The sequence below is a fragment of the Bacillus sp. TH30 genome (assembly GCF_016650875.1).
Taxonomy (GTDB): Bacteria; Bacillota; Bacilli; order Bacillales; family Bacillaceae_G; genus Bacillus_A; species Bacillus_A mycoides.
Genome location: NZ_JAEKEY010000002.1, coordinates 471,112 through 493,490 on the forward strand (window position 1 = coordinate 471,112; position 22,379 = coordinate 493,490).

Annotated in this window: 19 protein-coding genes and 2 pseudogenes; 1 reads left to right on the plus strand and 20 read right to left on the minus strand. The window is 33.0% G+C overall.

Going from position 1 to position 22,379, the window contains the following annotated elements; all coding sequences use genetic code 11:
• Positions 1–9: 9 nt before the first annotated feature.
• The 20 genes and pseudogenes from JFU20_RS04660 to JFU20_RS04750 form a co-directional block, all read right to left on the minus strand.
• Positions 10–821: pseudogene (locus JFU20_RS04660) on the minus strand (DUF3952 domain-containing protein).
• A 199-nt stretch (positions 822–1,020) separates the two neighbouring features.
• Complete coding sequence (locus tag JFU20_RS04665) at positions 1,021–1,815, minus strand: hypothetical protein (RefSeq protein WP_201038375.1); 795 nt, start codon at positions 1,813–1,815, stop codon at positions 1,021–1,023.
• 91 nt (positions 1,816–1,906) lie between these two features.
• A pseudogene (locus JFU20_RS30540) lies at positions 1,907–2,184 on the minus strand (hypothetical protein).
• 300 nt (positions 2,185–2,484) lie between these two features.
• Complete coding sequence (locus tag JFU20_RS04670) at positions 2,485–2,802, minus strand: DUF4176 domain-containing protein (protein WP_016094187.1); 318 nt, start codon at positions 2,800–2,802, stop codon at positions 2,485–2,487.
• Between the two features lies 1 nt (position 2,803).
• Positions 2,804–3,064, minus strand: a complete 261-nt coding sequence (locus JFU20_RS04675) for a hypothetical protein (protein WP_002165918.1) — start codon at positions 3,062–3,064, stop codon at positions 2,804–2,806.
• Between the two features lie 26 nt (positions 3,065–3,090).
• Entirely contained in the window at positions 3,091–4,566 is a 1,476-nt protein-coding gene (locus tag JFU20_RS04680; RefSeq protein WP_201038376.1) for an alpha/beta hydrolase family protein, read from the minus strand.
• 24 nt (positions 4,567–4,590) lie between these two features.
• Positions 4,591–5,394: a DUF3952 domain-containing protein gene (locus JFU20_RS04685; RefSeq protein WP_002165920.1), complete on the minus strand. Its 804-nt coding sequence runs from the start codon at positions 5,392–5,394 to the stop codon at positions 4,591–4,593.
• Positions 5,391–9,896: a type VII secretion protein EssC gene (gene essC / locus JFU20_RS04690; RefSeq protein WP_002012533.1), complete on the minus strand. Its 4,506-nt coding sequence runs from the start codon at positions 9,894–9,896 to the stop codon at positions 5,391–5,393. Before essC ends, JFU20_RS04685 begins: the two co-directional genes overlap by 4 nt.
• Before the next feature lie 43 nt (positions 9,897–9,939).
• Positions 9,940–11,139 (minus strand): type VII secretion protein EssB, encoded by a 1,200-nt coding sequence (gene essB, locus JFU20_RS04695; protein WP_002012535.1) that lies wholly within the window; start codon positions 11,137–11,139, stop codon positions 9,940–9,942.
• 72 nt (positions 11,140–11,211) lie between these two features.
• Positions 11,212–11,463, minus strand: a complete 252-nt coding sequence (locus JFU20_RS04700) for an EsaB/YukD family protein (protein WP_001007571.1) — start codon at positions 11,461–11,463, stop codon at positions 11,212–11,214.
• Between the two features lie 4 nt (positions 11,464–11,467).
• Positions 11,468–11,971 carry a type VII secretion protein EssA gene (gene essA / locus JFU20_RS04705; RefSeq protein ID WP_002165921.1) on the minus strand — a complete coding sequence of 168 codons (504 nt, stop codon included), beginning with the start codon at positions 11,969–11,971 and terminating at the stop codon, positions 11,468–11,470.
• Positions 11,943–15,740: a type VII secretion protein EsaA gene (gene esaA / locus JFU20_RS04710; RefSeq protein ID WP_307838385.1), complete on the minus strand. Its 3,798-nt coding sequence runs from the start codon at positions 15,738–15,740 to the stop codon at positions 11,943–11,945. The genes essA and esaA overlap by 29 nt, the downstream gene beginning before the upstream one ends.
• 125 nt (positions 15,741–15,865) lie before the next feature.
• Complete coding sequence (locus JFU20_RS04715; protein WP_000918598.1) at positions 15,866–16,162, minus strand: WXG100 family type VII secretion target; 297 nt, start codon at positions 16,160–16,162, stop codon at positions 15,866–15,868.
• A 308-nt stretch (positions 16,163–16,470) separates the two neighbouring features.
• Positions 16,471–16,899, minus strand: a complete 429-nt coding sequence (locus JFU20_RS04720) for a GNAT family N-acetyltransferase (RefSeq protein ID WP_002127034.1) — start codon at positions 16,897–16,899, stop codon at positions 16,471–16,473.
• Positions 16,880–17,269 (minus strand): cupin domain-containing protein, encoded by a 390-nt coding sequence (locus JFU20_RS04725; protein ID WP_002012492.1) that lies wholly within the window; start codon positions 17,267–17,269, stop codon positions 16,880–16,882. The genes JFU20_RS04720 and JFU20_RS04725 overlap by 20 nt, the downstream gene beginning before the upstream one ends.
• Before the next feature lie 12 nt (positions 17,270–17,281).
• Positions 17,282–17,767 carry a GNAT family N-acetyltransferase gene (locus tag JFU20_RS04730; RefSeq protein ID WP_002127033.1) on the minus strand — a complete coding sequence of 162 codons (486 nt, stop codon included), beginning with the start codon at positions 17,765–17,767 and terminating at the stop codon, positions 17,282–17,284.
• Positions 17,764–18,324, minus strand: a complete 561-nt coding sequence (locus JFU20_RS04735) for a 2'-5' RNA ligase family protein (RefSeq protein WP_002012490.1) — start codon at positions 18,322–18,324, stop codon at positions 17,764–17,766. The genes JFU20_RS04730 and JFU20_RS04735 overlap by 4 nt, the downstream gene beginning before the upstream one ends.
• Before the next feature lie 6 nt (positions 18,325–18,330).
• Positions 18,331–18,897: a GNAT family N-acetyltransferase gene (locus JFU20_RS04740; RefSeq protein ID WP_002012489.1), complete on the minus strand. Its 567-nt coding sequence runs from the start codon at positions 18,895–18,897 to the stop codon at positions 18,331–18,333.
• A 231-nt stretch (positions 18,898–19,128) separates the two neighbouring features.
• Positions 19,129–20,256 (minus strand): metallophosphoesterase, encoded by a 1,128-nt coding sequence (locus tag JFU20_RS04745; RefSeq protein ID WP_002012487.1) that lies wholly within the window; start codon positions 20,254–20,256, stop codon positions 19,129–19,131.
• A 147-nt stretch (positions 20,257–20,403) separates the two neighbouring features.
• A complete protein-coding gene (locus tag JFU20_RS04750) occupies positions 20,404–20,826 on the minus strand; it encodes a GNAT family N-acetyltransferase (protein ID WP_002012485.1) in 423 nt (140 codons plus the stop codon).
• 131 nt (positions 20,827–20,957) lie between these two features.
• Between JFU20_RS04750 and pdxR the strand changes: the two genes are divergently transcribed.
• On the plus strand, positions 20,958–22,358 hold the full coding sequence (gene pdxR, locus JFU20_RS04755; protein ID WP_201038377.1) for a MocR-like pyridoxine biosynthesis transcription factor PdxR: 1,401 nt from the start codon (positions 20,958–20,960) through the stop codon (positions 22,356–22,358).
• Positions 22,359–22,379: the final 21 nt, after the last annotated feature.

The window sequence follows — 22,379 nt, forward strand, 5'->3', positions numbered from 1 at the left end:
TTGGTCACATTAATCACCTACATAATTAAAATGTCTTTGATAGTTCAAATAGTCTTCTTTTATTTTATTATTACTTTTTTATCATTAAAGCTTACAAATATTTGCTGTTGTTTTAAAACATTTTCTTTCTTTACACTTACAGCTATTCTTATTTCTAATAGTCCCATAGATCCTTTCTTTGAATCTTTTATAGCATTAAAGTGCAATCCAATTGAGCTACCAATAAATTCATCATATTCTAACTTTAATTTATCGTTTAGTACTTGTTGAAACTGAGATTCTGTTAGACTATAACTAACAATATTCGGTTCATCGAATCCTTTTGTATCTTCTGACGGTTTTAAATCTTTTATTCCCTGTAAGCGATCCATAATTAATTTAACAGCGGACACATCAAATGCTGTTTTTACCGTCTTCACTTCCCCACCTTCATACATAATATTAGTATGATAAATTTCTTCTTCTTTGTAATTACTAATATCCGCCTTTTCTTTTTCATTTTTAATATTTGTAGCTATTTCCTCCTTTGTTTCTCCAAATAATTTTTTCTCAATCGTATTATAAATCCCCTCTGTTGTTTGATAGATTGTTTTACTATGAGTACCGTCTTCTTTTTCCTCAAAAATCCCATATATGCTTCTCTCTTTCACATACGCATACCCATCATCACTCGCAGACATAACTGTCTTCATATCACCTTCATCCAACGCCTTTACTAATCTCTCATACTCTATCTTCGTCTCCCCAAAACCACATCCACTTAATAAACTTGATACTATTGACAGAACTATCATCATCTTAGCTTTCTTCTTTAACTTCATACTGGCACCCCGTTGATTTCTCTAGGCATTTTTAAATTCATTATGTTCCTTTTTGGAAAGTAATACATTTCACCTTTACTTACTGGTATTTATTTACTCATACAGATTATATTGAAGATGCTTTAATTTTTAATAGCATCGATTTATATACAATCCTTAATTGCTTATATATTCTATTCGAATTTTCAGAAACTAAAACTTATTTTATTTCTTTCGCTTTCTTTTCCTCTCTCTCTTTATAACGCTTTAAGAATTCCTGACGTTCCCTTTCATGTTCCTCCCACGAAATATAAAATGATGGAAATTCAAATCTGCAATAGGCTAATAATTGGAACTCTGCTGCGCCTATGGCTATCGCGTACATGATTAGAGTTCCTCCCGCATACAATCCTAAAATATTTAGTGTATAATCATTATGCACATAAATTAAAATGAGGAGAGTTAACACATAAATTACAGCACAATTTATTGCATTCCTCTTTGTTTTACTAAAAAATGAAGAGGATTCTTCTCCCGTATTAGATGCCCCTTTACTTGCCTGTCTAAAAGTATCAATAGTCGCTAAAATATGTAAAATGATTGCACCTAAAAATAATAACCCAACATACATTAATGTAATTTGATCAATTGAATAATTTGACATTCCTGGGATTATCAACATTGTAAATGTTATAGTACCTAGCTGAAACGCATATAACAGTACCACAAGTGTTTGTAGTTTCTGAAATTTAAATGGCATCTTAGGAAACAGATAAATAATCAAAAAAATTATTTGAAGACTATAAAGTACTAACTCAAGGCTAACAATTATTTTATCAAAGAGAGTCGGGTAATAACTCCAACCAAACCTTATTAACCCTCCAATAAGAAAAAACATTATTAATGAAATAAAAAACATCGTTCCAAACATAAAACCTGTAGCCCAATCGGGACTTAAGCGATTCTTGCAAGTACTTTTAAATTCATCTAAATCTTTTTCTTTTATATTCCACATATAATTACACCATCTTTTCTAAAATCATGTAATAACCCTATATTTGTAAACAAACTAGGAATAAATAAATGTTTTGGTATTTCATATTAAACTAGCCTTTTTTACTTTTTCTAATAAACATAAAATATAACAATAACATCGATATTAACCCTATCTCACCGCCCAACACCCCTCCATATTCTTCTAGATATATGCAAAGAAATATACTACCAATAAAAAATATTATTCCAAGGATAACAATCCATTTCCCCAGAAACTATGCTATTTTATATAGGATTAAAAAGATAAACATAATCCCAACAATAATAGGTGCTATTACATCTTCAAAAAACCTTTTTCTTTTTTTACAGCTTTAGAATCTTTATTCAAGATATTACATTCTTCTCTTTACTAGGTAATTTATGAATAATGTATTCATTCTATCTTCAATATAAGTTTACGAGTATCATTTACAACTTTCATTTCAGTTTTTGTTTCGCTTTTGTTCTTTCTCTCTTATTCTTTTCCTATTTGCTATAAATTCTTGACGTTCCTTTTCTTGTTGTTCCCACTTAATATTAGATATTTAGATTCTTATTCAATCAAAAATAGACTTTCCTCTTTCCATATTGGAAGAGGAAAGTCTATTTATTTCTAAATATATTATAGCTCTTGTTTTATTAATAATTGTTACTTATTATTTTCAGCCTTGTTCTTTATCGTTTTTACAAATTCATTTCGCCATATTTTAAAATTATGAGCAAATTTTCCTTCAATAGAATTTTTATACCCTTCAAATTTCACTTCTAAAATATCAAAGTCATTGAATAATTTATATGTCTCTGCCGTCAAACCTACTGGGTGTAATACCCCACCATAATCATAGAAAGTGTCTTCATCGAGAAGTATTCCTCTTGTAGTAATTACATACTCTACATCTTTATCTTCCTCAGTACTCAACCTTACTACACTTCCTAAAGGCAAAACTTTCTCCATATAATCTTTCATATTAATTCACCGACCCTTTTAATACGATAATTTTCTCTTCTATTTTTTGTCGCCTTTTTTCTAATTGGCGGATACGATCAATAAAAGCATCACGTGTTTTACCTTGCAAACTACTATCAATACTACTTTCTAATCTTCTAATATCTCCTGTCAAAGATACAGCTGCTTTTTCAAGTTGCATAACAACGTTAATAATTTGATCTCGCCCACCACTGTCCGGAAATGTACTATGAACCCTCGACATTATCATATGTAGATCCATCCTCATAACCCCTCCCTTAGCATTTGTCAATAATAGGAAACTGAAGCTAACTCTTCATCTTTTGCCATCATAGAAATTACTGCATCTGTTACATCTTGACTTAACTCTTTTAAATCATTTGAAAGGCCATTCACATCTCTGGAAATCTCCACCAATAATGAACGATTTATCCCTCTATTACCATCATTCATAAAATAGTTTAATAATGATTGGCGATGGCTTCTTACATAATCTCCAGCAATTGAAGCAATATTCGTATCAATTTCAAAGTCACCTTTAAATACATCTAAAATATCTTGTACAAGAGAAGATGCTACTTCTTTTGCAATTGCTATAATTTCATCACGGGATAAATAAAGAATGATGCATCCTACTAAAAAATCTACAGCTGCGTTAAATACTGATTCTAACACTTCAAGTACCTTTTCCTTACATTTTGCTAATTTATTCTCTATCCAATCCACAGCCGTATTCACCTGATTTCTAACTTCTTGTATAACTTCCTTACTAAATTTCAAAGCTTTTTTTCCTGTTTCTACACCTATACTTGCTATTTTTGTTGCTAGAGCACTAGTATCTCCCACTACTGTTATTGCTACTAGAATTGCACTGACTGGGGTTCCATTTACCACTAAATCCACTACAACTTCTTCTGTTGTACTTAATGATTTTTTCCCAGTGATTCCTTTATATAGGTCCCCAGCAGACTCTGATATTTCTAAAAAACCAAATTTCCAATCAAATCCTGTTTCGCTAACCTTTTTCAATTTATCTATTGCTACATTCCCATTCCCAGAATAAAATTTTGGATCATATAAAAAAGAATGCCCTTCCCCATTTTCCATTTTATAAACCTGTCCAGGTATTACAAAATCTGCGGCTTTAACGGCGCCATACAAAGGATCATATTCATTTATAAGACTGCGGCAATTTTTCATATTGGTCCCGTATCCGTACTTAACCACATCCTTATTTAAAACAGGCGCAGGATTTAAAGCTAATACGTTTATATTATCTTCTTGATGTCTTAATGCAACTGTATTCGCTGCTCCGCCACCTAAAGAGTGCCCTAGTAAAGTTATCTTCTTTCCTTTATTACCCGCCTTGACTTTTTCATAAAAATTTTCTGCTTGACTATACTGAAATTCCGCTAACGACCCAAATATAGGCGAATTAGTTAAATTATGCAGTCCAATTGCTCCATCGGTTGCTAAATCGCCTATTTGACTCGGTTGCGTTCCAACGTAAACTATAAAAATTTCACCTGTATGGTTGTCTTTTAGAGCGTATGCTCCAAAACCAGTCTGAGGATGTTGATCATCCTCTGCTATTAGTTCGGCATCAAAGTTATCTTCTAGTCTTTTCTTATTTTTTCCTGGGTCTGGATTACTATAATCATCTTCTTTTTCATTAAAAGCATAAATATCAGTTGCTGCTAATCTTAATTTTCCTACATCACTGTTTATTTTAAATCTTTGGAGATCATTTGTACTATTCCCCACACTTATTCCCTCCTATTTTATGCATTACTTGTTATTCGTATATAGTCTTTCATACTCCTCATATTTGTTTTTAGAATTTTTATTATTATCTTCTTTAGTATTTAAATAGATTGCTATTTTTTGATCATGTCTTATTAATTGACCTTCTTTATTCTTTTTTTCATACCCCATCGTTATGCTTATCGTAGTGAATTCCATAGGATTTTCTTTTGTATCTTTCGCCGAATTAAATTCCATTAATAATATTGCTTCATCAAATTTATCGTAGTCCACCTTTAACTTATCATTAATTATTTCTTGAAATTCCGATTCAGTTAAGTAATATGTTACCTTGGATGGTTCACTAAATCTTTTTTTATCTTTTTTGGGTTTTAAACTATCTATTCCCTTCAATCTATCAAATATGAAATGAACATTCGAAACATCCAAACTTTGATCTGGACTTTTCAATTGATTATCTTCATATTTAATACTAGTTCTATATATAGTTTCTTCTTTTTTTTGCTCATTATTTAATGAACTAGCAATTTCTTGTAAAGTTGTCCCATAGAACCTTTTTTCTTTGATATTGTATACCGCTCCTGTTGTTTGATATACGACGTTAATGCGTTTATCATTTTTCGCCCAAAACGTACTATCCCTAACCTCTTCTTTCACATACGCATACCCATCATCACTAGCAGACATAACAGTCTTCATGTCCCCTTCATCCAACGCCTTTACTAATCTCTCATACTCTATCTTCGTCTCTCCAAAACCACATCCACTTAATAAACTTGCCACTATTGACACGACTATCATCACCTTAGCTTTCTTCTTTAATTTCATACTGTCACCTCATTAGTTACTCTAGGCATTTTTAGTTTCATTATGTTCCCTTTTTGATAGTAATACACTTCATCTTTACCTAATGGTGCTTCGTTGCTTATATATTTTATGTTGAAGATACTTTGATCATTTAATGGCATTGCGATAACTGCTGCTGTTAGTTTACTTCTCATTTTCATAGGTAGAGCTTCACGATTTCGGTCCATGTAGTCGTGGTGACCTGCTAATACAAAGTAAATACCTACTGTACGAGATAGATCAATTAAAGTTGCTGCATCCTCCATTTCTAAATAAACAAATTTGCTAAACTCTTCAACATTTGTCATGATAATGAGTTGTTTTGTGAATGCAGGAATTTCTCGACCTTCTTGTCTTGCTTGTGCTAATTCAAGAGCTCGTTCGCGAATTACTTCCATCCAATACTTCGCATGCATATTGATTTCATTTTCGTCTACAATGTAGTGCGTCACATTGTCTTTATATTGAACGAAACTATACTCTGCTGTATCCACTAATGTCACACTTTCAAAATAATCTTTATTCAATTGAGATAGGATACTAGATACAATTTGTTTTCCCATACTATCATCTACACTATAAATCATTAAATGATCATTCACCGCAATATCATGAGCTACAACTTCTACATTTGCAAAATCAAGCCCCATTGGAATTCTTCCTGCTTGTAGAGCTTTTGTAACGTCTTTATTTTTACGATAAGTAGCAATATCAATAATTTCTGGCATCATTGGAATTGCCTTCGGACGTTCTCCATCCCATTCTCGGTCCATATCATTTGCTTCTTGTTGTAATAATTGAATTTGTTGTAATTCATCTTCTGCTTTCGTAGGTAATGCAGCCTGGAATAATGTAGGAGATTCTAATTTTATTAACGCTCTTCCTGCTGTTTCTTCCACTTTTATATCAGATCTCCCCACAATACTAGCTACTTCACTCTGATCAATCATATATAGACAAGTTTGGATTTTAATATTATTGTACAATTGAATTCTAAGTGCGTTTTGTCGTCCTGCACTTATTAAAGTATGAATTCCTAAACTAGCACCATCTCGGACAATTTGCATAATTAGCATTTCAAAGCCCTCATAGAATTTTGCTTCTTTTACTGCATCATAATTATCGGTTGCAATAATAATATGTGGTATTTCTTTCCCACTTGCCTTTTCATACATTTCAATACTCGCAACGTCATATTCACTTAATAATCGTTTACGATTTTTCATTTCTTGAGTTAATCTTTCAACAAACTTTAAACATTTTTCTGATTCGTCAATTGTAATCGTATCCGCTACATGAGGTAACCCTTTTAATGGTAGAAGACCATTTGTTCCAAGGTCCACTAAATACACATGCAAATGCTCCGGACTATGCTGACGAGCTACATCCATAATGACTGATTGTAAGAATGTTGATTTTCCGTAACCTGGACTTGAGAAGACTGCTACGTGTCCGTCTTTACTAATATCTAGTGTTAATGGTGTTTGTGATTGTAATTCAGGCTGATCTAGTAGACCAACTGTTGCTTTTAATGGTTTCTTTTCTTTCGTCCATGCTTCTTTGAACTGAATAGCGTGTAAGTCTTGTAAATATACGCTTTCTGGAAGTGGTGGTAACCACGGTCTAGCTAACGCTTCAATTTCATTTATTTCTGCGTAATCGTGAATATAGTCAATAACAGCATCCAGTTCAGATGGTACGCTTATTACTTCTTTACTGCTACCAAGTCCACTTAAGTCTTCACTTAATATTTCATATTGTCCTAGATCATTTATTGCATAGATTGTTGCGTCTAAATGTTCTTTATCCTCTTTGTTTTCTACATAGTCTGCTCCGCTCCAAGCTGATTGGAATAGTTCATAAATTTCATTATTCCCAACTTGTAAGTACGCACGTCCTGGTAATGTAATTTCAGCAGCATCTGGTGTTTTTAAAATTTCATTACTATCTGACGTATTTTGAACTTTTAATGCTAGTTTGAATTTCGAGTTACTCCAAATTTGATCATCTACAACACCACTCGGTTTTTGCGTAGCTAATATTAAATGGATTCCGAGTGAACGACCGATACGCGCTGTTGAAACTAACTCTTTCATAAATTCTGGTTGTTCTGACTTCAGTTCCGCGAATTCATCACTAATTAAAAATAGATGTGGCATCGGTTCACTTACTAAGCCTTCTTTATACAATTTTTGATACTGATTAATATGGTTTACATCATTTTCCCCAAATAATCGTTGTCTTTTTTGTAATTCAGCTTTAATTGATGCGAGCGCTCTCATACTTTGTGCTCCATCTAAGTTCGTAATTGTTCCTAATAAATGCGGTAAGTTTTTGAATAAATTCGCCATACCGCCGCCTTTATAGTCAATTAGTAGAAAGGCTACTTCGTAAGGATGGAAATTGACTGCTAGAGATAAAATATACGATTGTATAATTTCCGACTTACCTGAACCTGTTGTACCTGCTATTAACCCGTGTGGTCCGTGTGCTTTTTCGTGTAAGTTTAAGTTTACGATATCTTCTTTACCACGTAATCCAAGTGGTACAGCTAAAGATTTATGCGCTGCATTTTTCTCCCAGCGACTTGTGATATTCAGTTCTTTTACTTTCTCAACACCGTACATTTCTAAAAATGTTACACTTTCTGGGATACTATTTTTTAAGTTTTGCAAATGATTTAACGGTGCTAATGCTCGTGAAACATCTTCTAAATTGAACCCTTTCGGTACGTGATTTAGTTTAAATTGACGGTTAACAAGCTCTCCTTGCTCTAAGATGATGTTCCCTTGTTTTGCATCTCTTATATCAATTACCGTTTTCACGTGCTCCGGTAAACTTTGCATAACATCTTGTACAAATACAAGTGATACACCTAATTGACTCGGATCATCATTAAAGAATTCCATAACAACATGGTCTAGTATTAGTTTTTCATCTGTAATGAGAACGACATAGTGCGGTGCAAAGTACATTTTTTCATTAGTTGAACTTTTTTCATCTAGTTTTAATTTTCGTTCTTTCAATATTTGATACAAACTATTTAACACTTGATCACGACTACGATCATGGTATACAAATCCACGTACATTTATATCTCGAACACTTCCATGAGGTAGCCAGCGCATCCAATCCCATTTTTCTTTTTCTTCTTCAGGAAAAATAGTAATAAACTGCAAGTCATAATAACTATGGAATAACGCGGTTTGCACAACTAATAATTGTAATTGTTCTAACACTAAAGAGCGTTGTCCAATATAGCCAACCGGTCCATTTATCAAGTCTGTTACAACAGGTACATCTTCCAAAGAAAGATAACGCTGTCTTAGTTCACGTGCTATATCAATTAATTCATCTTTCGTTTGACTAAATTCTTCTTCATTAAATTGGATTTCAAAACTCGTATTAGCTTGTCCTGTCCCAACGCTAAATGTTAAGAAATCATGATGTAGCATTGTTTTTTCATATATACGTGGATTTACTTGCACAGCCATATTACGTATTACTTCAACATTTGGATTATGAAATTGTAATGCATGACGCTGCTTTTCACTTTCTGCATGTAAATCTTTCGTTTTTTGTTTTATATACTCTCTATAACTTTTATCACGTTCAACAATGTCAATTTTATATTGCTTTAAATTTTTTATATAAGATGTGACAGAAACAATAATTGTTACTAATGTCATCGCAATCGATGCGATAATAAACATTCCATATTTCATAAAGATAGCAAGTAATACTGTTACGACAATCATGACAAGAGATGGTGCAATGATTCTCGCCAAATGCTCAGTCGGTTTTGACGGCATACTTGAAGGTTTCGCAACTGTCATTTTCTCTTCTGGTTCACGATAAATAATACGTGGTGAACGATGATAGTCTGGATAACCACTTTGATAATTCGTTTCTGATTCTACTAAAATAGGTAATGTAGATTTCACGTTGTCTTCTGAGGACAATACTTGAATATCTTCACTGCCAATCTCCATCAAAACACCATCAAAATATAATTGGTCTCCTGCTTCTAACATAACGCTATCATTTAGCTTCGTATAATTATGAAATACAGCCCCGTCATATACGTTCACTTTAAAAGAATCATACAACGTTTCACGAGACAGTATTAAATCTACGCTACTCCCTGTAATAGCGATATCATCATAACTATTTTGACTGATTGTAAGAGAATGTTTCGTTCCTATATCAAACACTTTAGTTGTGCCAATAATAGATATAAAGACTTTTAAGCTCACGCCTTGATTTTTTCCAATTTCAAATTCTTTGTTGAATTCTATTAATTGACTTTCTACCATCCAAGCGTTTACTTCATTATTCCAGTTTAACTCTATTTCTTTCTCTAAACTTGGATTCGTAATATCATTTGTCCACTCTTTTCCAATCGACACTATTGATTGCTCTTTTGGATGTAATGTGCTCTTATATATTCTGTCTCCATAAGTCAATACTAATAGTTGCTCCATGCGCGTTCACTGCTCCTTTTCAACTGTCTCATCAAGTGCTTTCTTATTCTTTTTTCTCTGTGTTCGACAAATCTTTATCGCTTGATGACTTACCATATTTCTTTTTATATTCATCTAATTGTTGCTCATATGTTTTTAACTTTTGATCACGCTCTTCTCCTGACAAATCTGGATTATTTTTCAGCGATTCAATTTGTTTAACAAGGCCGTATATAATAAGCTCCGGATCATCAAGAGTCTTAGCTAAATCCAATGATTTATCAAAATTACCATTTCCGTTATACATCCAATACAGCAAATACTTTTCATCACTTTTCAAACTAATATTTTTCATAATTGATTTCTTTTGATCTTCACCTAGTTTTTCAGCTGTAATGTATGCAAATGCTAACTCATATTTAGATGCAATCGGTAATGATTCAAATTCCTCTTCATTTAATTGCGCAATTACTTTGTCATAATCAGTTGCTATGAAACTCGCATTTGCTTCTAATAATTTATTTTGATAAGGAAATTTTATAAAAGTGAAATATATTAAAGGAGCAGCTAAAATCACAGTCGCCGCTATGAAGGAAAAAGCTAAGTATTTAAACGATTTATAGCTTTTTTTAGGTACTAACTGCATATTTTTTTCTGTTTTTGTTTGTTCCTTCTCAAAGCTGTCATCAAGAAATTGCAGTAATGCATCTAAGCTTTCCATTTGAGCAACCGTCTGTTCAAATGTTGTTTCTTTTGCATCTTTTAGTAACCCAGCATACAAATCATCAAAATTGTGCTTTTGGGAGAATAAAGCGATAATTAGACACTTATATTGTGTTAAAAATTGCTCTTCTAACAACGGGGTTGGTGGAACAATATCTCGAATTCCTCTATGTATAATACTTGGCATTAAATTAGCATTAAAAACTATATTGTCCGGATGTAAAAAGAACGTGATTCGTTTATTTAAATATTTACGAAACTGCGCAACATTTCGAAGCAGTCTTAATTTCTCATTTCTTCCAAAACGGCTAAGATCATCCCACTTATATAATTTTTTATCCACTTGAAATATAAAGGTAAACATATCATCCGTTTCCTCTATCGTTAATGGTACAAATTCAGATGATGCGCCCGTAATTACATCAAATTGACGGAAGTCTTTTATACGTGTTTGAGATTTTGTCATCTCCAATTTCCAATTTTCCTTTTCTATTTGAAATTGATAGTTCATTGCATCAATTTGAATTGTTTTTTCCGTCATTTTTATCCTCTTCTCCTTTTCTTTATAACCCGTAATAACTTATTTTCAAATAACTAAAAGTAAAAATATTCTTTATAAAACTTGTAAAATATCTCCATCTGTTATTTGGTGATCGATTAAACGATCATTATCTGTTAAAACAATTGACTTATTCTTTACTTTAATTACAAAATGTGAACCTTCATGATTATCAATCTTTAGCGTATCTAATAAATTTTTCAACAAATATTTAATAGATTGATGATTCGGAATACGTAAATCGTATGTATTTCCATTCCATTTACTAAAATCTACCGTTACATTAATATGTGTTTGTATTGCCATTACTTTACCTCCAACTTTTGCGAAGAACTGTATAAATACCGATGCAAATAAGTACAATGCCACCACCAAATAATATTATTATTGTTGTACTAATTGGCTTTTCATTCATTGTTTCATTACTCGCTACTTCATTTGCACTTTTTCTGACAACGTATTCACTACTAAACAAACTATTTTTCGTATCTTTAACACTATTTATTTCTTTTTGTTTTATAAAAAGAGAATCTCGTAAAGCTTCCATATCTTTTTGTTCTTTCTTTTTCTTTTTCTGAATTTCTTCTTCTATTTCTTTATTAAATAACTCAATCGATGCTTTATCTAATTCCGTTTCCTTATGCTCCTTTTTATTTTTTTCTTGGTCGCTTTCTTCAAGTCGATCCACTTTAAACTTAATCTTCCCATCATCACCAAGATAACTGTCAGCCGCGCTCCTTATCGGTAGCGCGACAAACAGTAAAAGGATAGAGAGAAATGATAACTTAGCCACTATGCTCCATTGTTTGATCATTTACTTCTTTTTCCTCCCATTTCTTATGCCATACAAATAGATTACTAACTAATCCGATAATGGCAATTACAAACAACACGATGAAAATAACTTTTCCAGTATCTTTACCGCTAATAAAATCATTTAGAAAACTTTCTATATACTGAAGTGGTGAGAACTGACGTACCTTTCCAACAGACGACATTTGATCTACTTTACTTCCAACTGCTTCAGTTAAAAATAGGTACATACTTAAAAATACTAATAGAATAAACATCCCTACCATTTTTATTTGTCGTAATAAGTATGTTGAGACCAATACAAACGCCATCATAATGATTGTGATAAAAGCAATCCATAATAAACTTTGATCTTGACCGAACTGTAAAAGACGTCCAGAAATGATACCTATACTAATTCCTTCCACAATTGATATACCGAATGCCACTACTGTAGTTGGTACATTCATATCAATTAATGAGAATTTCTCTTCAAAATGATCTGATTGCGTTCGTTTCTTTTCTTGATTCGCAATTGCGTATGCTGTAAATAACGCAACAATAAAACAAGTTAACACGATTAAATATGGTGTAAAAGCATTACCAGCTACAATGACTCCATCATTTTGTTTCTGTACTGGGCTAGATAAAAATTGATATAACATTTCATTTTGGCGATCACCAATTCGGCTATTAGCCAAAATTTTAGTAAAGTTTTTGGAGAATGATTTATCATCGTCCATTTTCTTTGTAAAGTCATTTAATAATGAATCAGCTTTTGAAACAATTGTCGTTCCGCTTTCTTGAATTTCTTTTGCTTGTCCATTAATTTGATCAAATGTTTTATATACATCGTCTGATGTTGTTAAACTATGCTTCGAACTCTCGACCAATGACTGACTTTGCATCATTAATGATTTAATACCAGAATCTAACGATAAAACAGCTGTTTGCTCACCAGTATTATTTGTTGTTAGCACTTGCTGTTCTTCAACTAGCTTTAAGCTACTCTCACGCCATTTCGCTAAACCTTTTAAATACTCTCCTAAATTTTCATTCATACTAGTTGCTTGCTGCGTCGTTACATTTAATTTCTCCGCTAGTAGCATTGAATTTTGATCCGCACTAGTAATGAATTGTTGATAAGAGTCTATTTTTTGTTTTAAACCTGTCATATCTTGCTTTACTTCTGTCGTAATACTTGATGAAACAAGATTTGAAATTAAATCAATTAAGCTTTGTTTATTTAATACGTAGTACAAAGATTGTTCAGTTGCAATTGCATCTAAACTTCCCTCTTCTAGCTTAGGACCTACATCTTTCGTTCTTAAATCAATCCCATAATACATTTCGTACAGACTAATTAAACCTTGATAACTTTCAACTGTATCTACTGCTTCTTTTATTAATACACTAGATATATTTTTTGTTAATTCTTCTGATTTTTGATGTACAACTTGATTCGTCGTACTTTCAATAGTCGTTGAGTTACCACCTTGATTTTGGTTTCCTCCGTTACCTGTTCCAGGGTCTGGGTTTCCTCCATTACCTGTTCCAGGATCTGGATTTCCTCCATTACCTGTTCCAGGATCTGGATTTCCTCCATTACCTGTTCCAGGATCTGGATTTCCTTCATTACCTGTTCCGGGGTTTGGGTTTCCTCCATTACCTGTTCCAGGGTCTGGGTTTCCTCCATTACCTGTTCCAGGGTCTGGGTTTCCTCCATTACCTGTTCCAGGGTTTGGGTTTCCTCCATTACCTGTTCCAGGGTTTGGGTTTCCTCCATTACCTGTTCCAGGGTTTGGGTTTCCTCCATTACCTGTTCCAGGGTTTGGGTTTCCTCCATTACCTGTTCCAGGGTTTGGGTTTCCTCCATTACCTGTTCCAGGGTTTGGGTTTCCTCCATTACCTGTTCCAGGGTTTGGGTTTCCTCCGTTACCTGTCCCAGTTCCACCTTCTTGGTTTCCTCCGTTACCTATTCCAGATCCACCTTCTTGGCTTCCTCCGTTATTCCCTGTTGTATTTTCCATTTTTTTGATAATAGGTTTTTTAGCATTGTGTACTAACGGCATTATGCCATACTGTGATTTATGAACCACATTTTCCACCTTGCTGTTTTCAGTTTGTGTTCCTTTATCTTCTTTATTAGGTTCTTCTTTTTCAGAACTAGTTTCTTTTTTATGATTCCCACTCAATTTCCAGTCCCACATTACAGGAGAGAAAACATCTATATTGATGTTTGTATTTTTTAACTTCACATGCAGATTAATCTTTATATCCCCTTCATTACGAGGAGGTATTGTAATTTCTCCTGCTTCGCTTTGAAGAAAGTCACTTGTACGATCCACATCATCAATATGTAAAGCCCCTGTATTTCCATATAGTTCAAATTCTTCTGGAATATTTATCTTCAAGGTTTGTGAAGATTCCATTTTAATTACGTTCGCCGTATCACTAAATGTAATTCCCTCTTTATAAAGTCTATCCTTTACTTCTTTAATGGCATTTCCTAAAGATATTTTATTTACAGGGTCATAATAAAAATTATTTTCTTTATTATATTTATTTGTAAATTGGATTACATTTTGCAGTTGTAATTTCGTTGCATCTGGCAATTCACTTTGAACGATTTCTTCCATGTTTAAACTAGGTAATTTTGCAATTAAACTTTCGATTTGTTTCTTTATTCGAACATCTGGTTGTTTCATTAATGTATTTATAAAGATCTCTTGCTTTCCATCGTTCGACATAGATTGCTTTAACTTTTTAATTATCGTCCCTTGAATATCACTTTCTAACTTTCCTGCAAGTTCTGTATCATATTCTGACACTTGTTTTTTTACATCTGTTAAATATTTTTGAATTGCTGAAGCATCAGCTAAAATATTTGGTTCTTTCTCTGAAAGCGTAAATTGATTTGTAATAACTTTATTAGCAGATTCTAATGCGCTTAACTGCTTTAAAACATCGCCTGTATTCATATCACTCATGTATTGATTAAATTGATTCGTGAAATTATTCGCTAACAGATTATTATCAGTTTGCATTTTTTGAAAGTTATTAAAACCATCTAAATACGTATTGTTAGATTTATTCCCTTCATCTAACGCTAAACCGAAACCTTTTAAAACATCCTGAAATCCTTTGAAACTAGTAACAGAAACCCCAGTATAATCTTGCACTGTTTTAAATTGATTTGTATAATTTGCCAAAGGACTATGTACATCTTTTTTGTACATAGTTGTTTGAACGTTTCCTTTTTCAATTATTTTGCCTATATTATCTTGTGCACCTTGCAACTTACCGATAATACTTGCAAAATAAACATCAATTATTTGTTTATTAAAGTCCTCCAAAATCATAGAAGCTGTATTTTCAGCTTCAGCTTTCAAATCTTTATTCCCAGTCGCGTTTACTTTGTAGTTTAACGATAATTTCTCCGGCAGTTCTGAATCAATCGCAACGGCCTTCCTAGAAAAATCATTAGGTATTACAATCATCATATTGTAATTATTATTTTTCAAACCATTTTCTGCTACTCCGCGACTAACTACGTACCATTCTTGTTTCGTATTTTTATTTACATTTTTAACAAATTGATCTCCAAACGCTATTTTATTCCCTTCAAATACAGTTCCTTGATCTTCATTTACTAATGCAACTGTCATTTTTGGCGTGCTATTCTCATTAGCTTTCTTAACATTTTGATTTAATGCTAAATAGGAGACTCCTGTTGATAGCACAAGAGCTAAAATAATAAACAACAAGATGCTCCACTTAAACTTTTTCACTACTTATCACTCCTGCGGCTGCGAGTCTATTAAGTTAAGGACTCCTTATCTTACTCTAGTTTTAAAGCAATTTAGCCATACAACAAAAGTTGCATGGCTAAATTATATATTTCTTTTGCCCGTTTTTATTGTAGACCGAAATTACGAGAAAGATCTTCGTCGTGTCTAGCAACAGCCTCTGCAGTTTTATTAAGCTGCATATTAATTTCTTGTAATAGCTCTGCGAAGTTTTGTACTTTTGGTTTTAATTGATTGAACTGTTGATCAAAACCTTCGAAAGCACGACCTTCCCATTCTCCTCTTAATTCATTTTGTAAGTTTTGTAACTGACGTAAAATGTCCTCAATTTGATTTGCACCTTGTCCATATCGAGTCGCTTTTGATTTAAGCTCCTCTGGTGACATACGAATTTGTCCTGCCATTATTAAATCCCCCTTAAAATTTTAAAATAGTAAAATTAACCCAAAATCAATTCTACAAATTGATTATATCAATAATTTAAAAATTTCTAAACAAAAAAATGATATTTTTCCAAAATTTCTCTTTTAACATAATAACATTATATTATATAATATAAATTTATTGTTTTTTTAAAAGGACTGCTAAGCGTTTCTACCTCTATTTAATAATAAAAAGAAAACTTTTTTTACCCAAAATTCAGAATATAAACTTTACAAATTACATACTCATTTTCTTTTTCTTGTTTCTTCGCCCACTTAAAATCGTTTTCTCACTTCAACGTCATGATTACTTGTCTTTCAACGAAGCCAAAATCTTCGTACATTTCTTTTGCAAAGTTCCCTGTAAATACATTCAAGCGAATTTCTGAATACTTTTCTTGTAGTTCCTTGATCCCAGCTTTCATTAGTTTTCGTGATAATCCTCTCCCGCGATACTCTGAAAAAACATACAATTCATAAATAAAACCGAGTTTTTCACGAGAGAAATAGTCCACATTTTCTCCTATTAGTATCCATCCCACTACTTTATTTTCTTCCTTTGTAACTATATAATATGCCCCTTTTTCTACTAAAGGTTTTGTAATTTCAATCGCTTTTTCCGTACTTAGTTGACAATTCCCTCTCGTTCCTTCGAAAAGTGATTGAGCTGCATAATGTAATATTTGTTTCGTTTCTTCCTCATCTGCTTTTGTAATCATTCCTTTCTCCCTCCTGCCCTCTAATCATCATTGAAATACCATTTTCAAGACCGTCTGACTCAATTACAATTGCCATCAATCCTTTTTCCGTACTCGTTTCATGTAACTCTCCCTTCGCCCAAAACGCAGCTTGTCCAGCTCCTATCTTCACTTTTTCTTTATCTGATCCGCAAACAAATCCTTCTCCTTGTACAACTAGAAGCAGTTGAGATACAACTGCTTCATGATATCCAATAACTCCATTCGGTTGTAGATGCATAGAACCGATATGTATATTCCCTTGATGTTTTAATATTTTTGACATTATAAAGTTAGATTGAAATGCTGATATATGCTCTCCCACTTTTTCACTGAAATCAAAAATTTTCATTTCTGATCCTCCTTATATGTATAAAACCATTCTCACTGTTTGCAGCATATGCCCTTCGAAATCTTCTTCAAATTGCTCTAAAGCCGCAAAACCTTTTGCTTCATAAAATCGTTTTCCTTTTTCATTTTCCGCTTCTACATGAATGTACATTTTTCGAATCCCTTTTAACGTCGTGATCCCTTTTTGTAACAAAGCTGTCCCTATCCCTTTCCCTTGCTGATCTGGCAACAAATAAATCGCACCTAATTCTGCTTCGTTTTGCAGTCTAATTGGTGAAAAATTTGCAAAGCCAATTACTTCTCCCTCTTCTTCCGCAACGAATAAATGTGTATTTTCAAGGCGATATTTCATTTTTTCATCGGAATACGCTTCATTTAAAAAGTTGTCTTGAATCTCTCCCGGAATAATTCCTTCGTAAGTATCATGCCAAGCTATTTTCGCTACGTTTTGTACAGCATGAATATCTTCTTGCTTCATTTCTCTAATTACATATGTCATCTCGATGTCTCCATTCTCTTTAAATTACACTCTGCTAAAATACTAGAAGAAATGGCAGAACCATCTTCATAATTTACCTTAATTAATTTTAACTTCTCAATCGAAGCTAGTGTAACATCAAACTTTTCATATATACATTCCATTACACTTAAAAATTGATTTAAATTTAACCCATTTGCAATCGTGCAATGCGGCACCCATTTTCCTGGTACGTAATATGACTGTAGATTATCATGAAAAACTTTGAAATAATCATGATAAGAATGATGAAGTCTTAATAACTCATCAGTAATGGTTGGTGCTAGAAAGATCGTTCCGTTAGTAGGAAAAGTTCCAACAGAAGGAAAAGTTACAGTGGAGATGTTCTCTTGAAAAGCTACAAACTCCTCTAATCTCTTCGTATATAAATTAATATCTAACTCCTTATAATCAGCCAATGTTATATGTGGTTCTACTCCGGCTAGTTCATTTGTTTCAATTATATTCGTTAATTCATTTTGCAATTCTCTAACTTTATTAGTAGACACACAATCAAATGTAGCAATGATAGCGTACATGCTTCCTCACCCCTTCGTTACACATAGCACTTCCCATTCTTCACGAATCATTCCCATTCGAATAGAATCATAGTATGTCCCGTTATAATATCGGCATTTTCGCATTCTTCCTTCTAAGCTCATTCCTATTTTCTCTGCTACTTTCATCATTCTTTCATTGCCAGACCAAGTTGTAAGCCCTACTCTACCAATCTCCATATTTTCAAATAATAAGTCCCTATATAATGTTAATGCTTCTGTACCATATCCACCATTCCAGTATGCTGGGTCATAAATTACGATTCCCATTTCTAACCAACGCGTCGGTTTATGCTCCCAATAAAATCCGACTGTCCCTATAATTTGACCGTCATTTTCGACAATTAAATTCGATAGCGGCTCTTCTATTAAACGTTTTTGTGAGTTTTCTTTATATCGCGTGTATTCTTGCATTGTTATTGGAAAGTATGGTGCATCCCATTTTTTCCACTCTGGATTTTCTTCTTTATATATGAAGCTCCATAATGTTTTGATATCTGATTCTTCTATTGTACGAATTGTAACTTTGTTCCCCTTTAATATAACGTTTTGCATAATTTCCTCCTACATTCCTCTTTATTTCATATACAATTATAATGTTTTTTCAGAAAAATCAAAACAAAACTCTACTCTATATTGTATAATTTTGTTATAAGATACGAATTATTTATGTAAATTAACCAATTTTTTCGAGTTTAATCTAGAAACGGAATTTCGGAAAAAATTAGATGAAGTACGAACTCGTAGCATAGTTAATAAAAAACAGGAGGTTATATCCCTCCCATTTTAGCTAAATATTGTATTTCCCTTCTTTTCTACCTCAAGTAGAATCCCTTTCTCTATCCAGCCCTCTACACCATCTTTTTTAATTAAATCATATCCCATGCAGCTACCATCAATTAAAGAAACTGTATCCCCTTTTCTAATACTGATTTGCGCACAAGAAATATCCGTTTTCACTGTATACTCACCTGATTCAAGTTGCTTTATATACTCGTTTTTCACATGAAGTAATTCATTTGTTCCTAGTTGTTTACATACGGTAAAACCTTTCATTCTCTCCACAGGTTCTATGTAATAATGTGGATATGTAACCCCGCCCTGCATTACTGAATTCGCATTAAAATCAGCCAATACTTCATACTGTGGAAAATGATCTACATATGTATAAGAAAACGTATCAGCTGAAGTTGTCCTCTGAATAATAAATGCATTTAATTGCCCTGCTTCTTTAATCGCATTACCACCATCAATCGCAATAATTTTTTTCTCCTTATCAATAACTGGATTGTTAGACGGCGCCTCCTCGGAATAGTTCACAACAGGCCAATGCCCAACAATTACGTACTTATCCGCACTATGTGACTTATTAAAAAACTCTGGTATTGCAATTGCATTTTTCCTGTCTGTTTGTCTCCAATTCTCTCTATCTTCAAGGCCAGCATGTACAAAGATATAATCATCAGTTTCAATAGCAGTTGGCAATTCTGTTAGCCACTTTATTTCTTTTGAAAAACGGCCCATCAATATGTTTTTCACTTCACAAATATCACTTTCTTCATTAACGGTAACGTTCAATTTCGCTAGCCATTCATTAAAAATTGTATTCTTTCTCGTACATAAATAATTTATTAGCGCAGGATTTTCATTTACAAGCGCTTCAACTACAACTTCACAATTCCCTTCAATTACATAAACATTTGGCTTGCTAACTACTAAATCCATGACATAGTTTACGACGCCAATGCTATCGTTCCCCTTCTCACAAAGGTCGCCATTTATAATTAAATAATCATCATCTTTAAAATTAACTTTATGTAGTAGTTCCTTAAAAAGATCTAATTCTCCATGAATATCAGAAATAATGATGACTCTTACATCATTTGTTATAGATAATTTCTTTATTTTTTCCAAGTATAAACGCTCCTAACATTCTCTAAATACAATATTCCCTTGTTAATTTCTAATATTCGACAAATTATATTACTAGACCTGTTCCTAGCTCAAATCTGTAAAAGAAAATAGGTTCCATATATTTTTACACACGGAACCTACTTAATATTATAACTCTTTATAAAAAGAATAACTTACCTTATCATAGCCTTCTCTTTCATAAAAACGATGGGCATCAACTCTTGGAAACGCTGATGTAAGAACGATAGAATTGCACCCTTTTTCTCTCCCCCATTTTTCTACATATGACAGAAGAACTTTACCATATCCTTTCGATCTGTGAGCTTCCGCAGTTACAAGGTCATATACGAAAACATGTTTCTCATTATAAAAGTTCGTACAAATTGCTACACCAGCAAGACAAACAACTTCATCATCTTCATTCTGTAACGAAAGTAGTTTATAATTTTCTTTTTTCATTTTTTGAAATAAAGAACTTGCTTCTTCTCTTGAAAGTTTCGTTCGTAATTGCTGTAATACGGGGAATACATCATGTAAATCAGCTTCTGTTACTACTTCTCTAATATTCATTATCATTCTCTCCTTACTATTTATAAAATTTTCTAAATGTTATATCATTATTATAAAAAGTAACTGCCCCTAACTTAAGTGACAGTTCGATTATTTTTTATATGGCCAGTTTTTAAAGGAGAATTCATAAAATGGATCTTACTATCCCATTGCAATTAGAAAGTAAAACACCAATTTATTTACAAATTTACGAATATATGAAACGAGAAATCTCTCAGGGATCACTGCCTGCCGGTACACGCCTTCCTTCTCACAGAAATTTAGCGGTACAACTTAATGTTAGCCGTATTACTGTTGAATCTGCTTATCAACAATTACTAGCTGAAGGTTATGTAGAAAGTAAACCGAAACGTGGGATCTTTGTTGCAGAAGTTGATATTGATGGCATTCAAAATAAACAACAAGTTGTGTCAAACAGCGCTAACAATATAAAAAAAGAACAATATGAATATGATTGTAGCCAAGGGCTGATTGATCAAAAAGCTTTTCCAATTACAAACTGGAAAAGAGCATTACAAGAAACTTTATTCCAGTATGAAAATGAATTATTTGCTAGAGAAGATCCTCAAGGTGAGTTCGTTCTACGAGAGCATATTTCAAAATATTTATACCATGCCCGCGGGGTACATTCTTCACCTGATCAAATTATTATCGGAGCCGGTACGCAGCCTCTTCTTTGGCTACTACTTCAACTGCTTGGTTCAAAAAAAGAATACGGAATCGAAAACCCTGGATTTCACCGTATAACTGCCATGATTCAAAGTTCTGGTCTTCCTGTTCACCCTATTTCATTAGACGATAAAGGGATTCGTATTTCCGCTTTACGTGAATCACGTTCCAATGTAGCATACGTCACTCCATCACACCAATTTCCTCTTGGAATGATTATGCCATTATCTAGAAGGCTCGAATTATTAAGATGGGCCAATGATTGCGGAGGATATATTATTGAAGATGATTATGACGGAGAATTTCGTTATGTAGGAAAACCTATTCCCTCTTTACAAGGACTAGATTCAAATGAACGCGTTATTTATATGGGAACTTTCTCGAAATCCTTCTTACCTTCTTTGCGAATGGGGTATATCGTTTTACCAACTCATCTATTAAAAATCTATACAGAGCTTGAAGGTAAGTTTAAACAAACTGTTTCCACAATACAGCAACTCGCTTTTGCAACCTTTATTCACAATGGTGATTGGGAGCGCCATTTGAACCGTAGTCATACGCTATATAAAAGAAAGCACACATTACTAGTTAAATCTATCAAAAATGAAATGGGATCTCGTGTTCAAATACTTGGCGAACAGTCTGGACTGCATATCGTACTTCATGTTCATAATGGTATGAACGAACAAGAACTTATTCATACTGCTGCAAAACAACAAATCAAATTATACCCACTCTCTACATATGATTCTGTACATAATTTAAGCGAGGCGTCATATGTACTACTCGGTTTCGGCAGCATTCCCGAAGATAGTATCGAAATTGTAGTCAAATTACTAAAGGAAGCCTGGTTCCCTAAGTAAAATAACTCCACATAAGTTATA

What these genes read in the sequence shown, in the direction of transcription:
- JFU20_RS04725 (WP_002012492.1), bottom strand. Translation starts at nt 17,269, where the DNA reads ATGAAAATTTTTGATTTCAGTGAAAAAGTGGGAGAGCATATATCAGCA.
- JFU20_RS04750 (WP_002012485.1), bottom strand. Translation starts at nt 20,826, where the DNA reads ATGAATATTAGAGAAGTAGTAACAGAAGCTGATTTACATGATGTATTC.
- pdxR (WP_201038377.1), top strand. Translation starts at nt 20,958, where the DNA reads ATGGATCTTACTATCCCATTGCAATTAGAAAGTAAAACACCAATTTAT.
- JFU20_RS04715 (WP_000918598.1), bottom strand. Translation starts at nt 16,162, where the DNA reads ATGGCAGGACAAATTCGTATGTCACCAGAGGAGCTTAAATCAAAAGCG.
- JFU20_RS04670 (WP_016094187.1), bottom strand. Translation starts at nt 2,802, where the DNA reads ATGAAAGATTATATGGAGAAAGTTTTGCCTTTAGGAAGTGTAGTAAGG.
- JFU20_RS04740 (WP_002012489.1), bottom strand. Translation starts at nt 18,897, where the DNA reads ATGCAAAACGTTATATTAAAGGGGAACAAAGTTACAATTCGTACAATA.
- JFU20_RS04730 (WP_002127033.1), bottom strand. Translation starts at nt 17,767, where the DNA reads ATGACATATGTAATTAGAGAAATGAAGCAAGAAGATATTCATGCTGTA.
- essA (WP_002165921.1), bottom strand. Translation starts at nt 11,971, where the DNA reads ATGATCAAACAATGGAGCATAGTGGCTAAGTTATCATTTCTCTCTATC.
- JFU20_RS04720 (WP_002127034.1), bottom strand. Translation starts at nt 16,899, where the DNA reads ATGATTACAAAAGCAGATGAGGAAGAAACGAAACAAATATTACATTAT.
- JFU20_RS04685 (WP_002165920.1), bottom strand. Translation starts at nt 5,394, where the DNA reads ATGAAATTAAAGAAGAAAGCTAAGGTGATGATAGTCGTGTCAATAGTG.
- essC (WP_002012533.1), bottom strand. Translation starts at nt 9,896, where the DNA reads ATGGAGCAACTATTAGTATTGACTTATGGAGACAGAATATATAAGAGC.
- essB (WP_002012535.1), bottom strand. Translation starts at nt 11,139, where the DNA reads ATGACGGAAAAAACAATTCAAATTGATGCAATGAACTATCAATTTCAA.
- JFU20_RS04735 (WP_002012490.1), bottom strand. Translation starts at nt 18,324, where the DNA reads ATGTACGCTATCATTGCTACATTTGATTGTGTGTCTACTAATAAAGTT.
- JFU20_RS04700 (WP_001007571.1), bottom strand. Translation starts at nt 11,463, where the DNA reads ATGGCAATACAAACACATATTAATGTAACGGTAGATTTTAGTAAATGG.
- JFU20_RS04665 (WP_201038375.1), bottom strand. Translation starts at nt 1,815, where the DNA reads ATGTGGAATATAAAAGAAAAAGATTTAGATGAATTTAAAAGTACTTGC.
- JFU20_RS04675 (WP_002165918.1), bottom strand. Translation starts at nt 3,064, where the DNA reads ATGGATCTACATATGATAATGTCGAGGGTTCATAGTACATTTCCGGAC.